We start from the raw sequence: 1,793 nt of genomic DNA on the forward strand, positions 1-1,793 counted from the left end.
CACCTGAACACCACGCAGAACTTCAACGTGATGCGGGTGGAGGGCACGCCGCACTCGTGGGGCGACGCGCAGTACGCCTGGGACCAGGGCCGCATGAACACCTGGACCACCTACAAGAAGAACCATGCGATGGGTTACTACACGCAGGACGACCTGCCCTTCCAGTACGCGCTGGCGAATGCGTTCACGTTGTGCGATGCCTACCACTGCAGCTCGCAGACCGGCACCAACACCAACCGCCTGTTCGCGTGGACCGGCACCAACGACGGCCTGGCGCTCGGCAACGGCCCTGCCACGTACAACGACTACGACTGGTTCGACGCCAACCCCGGCAATGACGGCGGCTACACCTGGACGACCTATCCCGAGCGTCTCGAGCGTGCCGGCATCACCTGGCAGGTCTACGAGAACATGGACGACAACTTCACCGACAACTGCCTGGCCGGATTCCATTCCTTCCGCGACGCGTACTACCAGCGCCCCGGCTACTCGGAAGCGCTGCGCCAGCGCGGCGTCGGCACGCGCGACCTCGACAAGCTGAAGGAAGACGTGCTCGCCGGCAAGCTGCCGCAGGTCAGCTTCATCGTCGCGACGGCAGAAGGGTCGGAGCACCCCGGGCCGTCGAGCCCGGCCCAGGGCGCCGACTACACCGCCAAGGTGCTGGATGCGCTGACCGCCGACCCCGCGGTCTGGAGCAAGACCGTGCTGTTCCTGAACTTCGACGAGAACGACGGCTTCTTCGACCACGTGCCGCCGCCGGCACCGCCCTCGTACGCCAGCTGGGATGCCGATCCGGCGAAGGCGGTGCTGGCGGGCGCGAGCACGGTGGACACCGCGGCCGAGTACCACGAGCACCTGAAGGCGTACCACACGGCGGCCTACGAGCCCTCGCTGCTGCACCGGCCGTACGGCCTCGGGCCGCGCGTGCCGATGTACGTGATCTCGCCGTGGAGCAAGGGCGGCTGGGTCAACTCGCAGGTGTTCGACCACACCTCGCCGCTGCAGTTCATCGAGCAGCGCTTCGGCGTGAAGGAGCCCAACATCTCGGCCTGGCGCCGTGCGGTGTGCGGCGACATGACGTCGGCCTTCAACTTCGCCGACCCGAACAACGCCGAGTTCTTCAGGAACCTGCCGGCGACCACCGCGTTGGCGGACCGTGCACGCGCGCTGCCCCAGCGCACCGTGCCCACGCTGCCGAACGAGGCCGCGATGCCGGTGCAGGCCAAGGGCACCCGCCCGTCGCGCGCACTGCCGTACGAGTTGCACGTCAGTGCGGTCTGCACCCCGGCCTCGCAGCAGGTCACGCTGATCTTCTCGAACACCGGCCGCGCGGCAGCGGTCTTCCACGTCTACGATCGCCTGCACCTGGATGCCGTCCCCCGGCGCTACACCGTCGAGGCCGGCAAGCAGCTGCGGGGCAACTGGGCCCTGGCAGCGGACCTGGGCGTCTACGACCTCTGGGTGCTCGGGCCGGCCGGACTGCATCGCCATTTCACCGGCAACGCCAGCACGCTCGCCGTGGCGAGCCGGCCTAATCCGGAGATCCAGGTCTGCTACGACGTCGCCAACAGCGACCTGGTGCTGAAGCTGCACAACACCGGCACGGCGGACTGCACCTTCAGCGTGCGGGCCAATGCGTATTTCGACGCCACGGTGCAGACGGTGGCGGTCGGCCCGGGCGGCGAACAGACGCTGGCGTGGGCGCTGAAGGACAGCGGCAACTGGTACGACTTCAGCGTCGGCGTGCCGGCGCTGCCGGGCTACAGCCGCCGCTTCGCCGGGCGCCTGGAAAC

At 68.4% G+C, this 1,793-nt stretch carries 1 protein-coding gene; it reads left to right on the top strand.

The annotated features are described in order from the left end of the window. Positions 1-1,793 (top strand): phosphocholine-specific phospholipase C (locus AC1D12_RS32480; protein WP_477845259.1); only part of this gene is annotated, 1,793 nt, incomplete at both ends.

Source organism: Rhizobacter sp. P1_G5, from assembly GCF_056405435.1.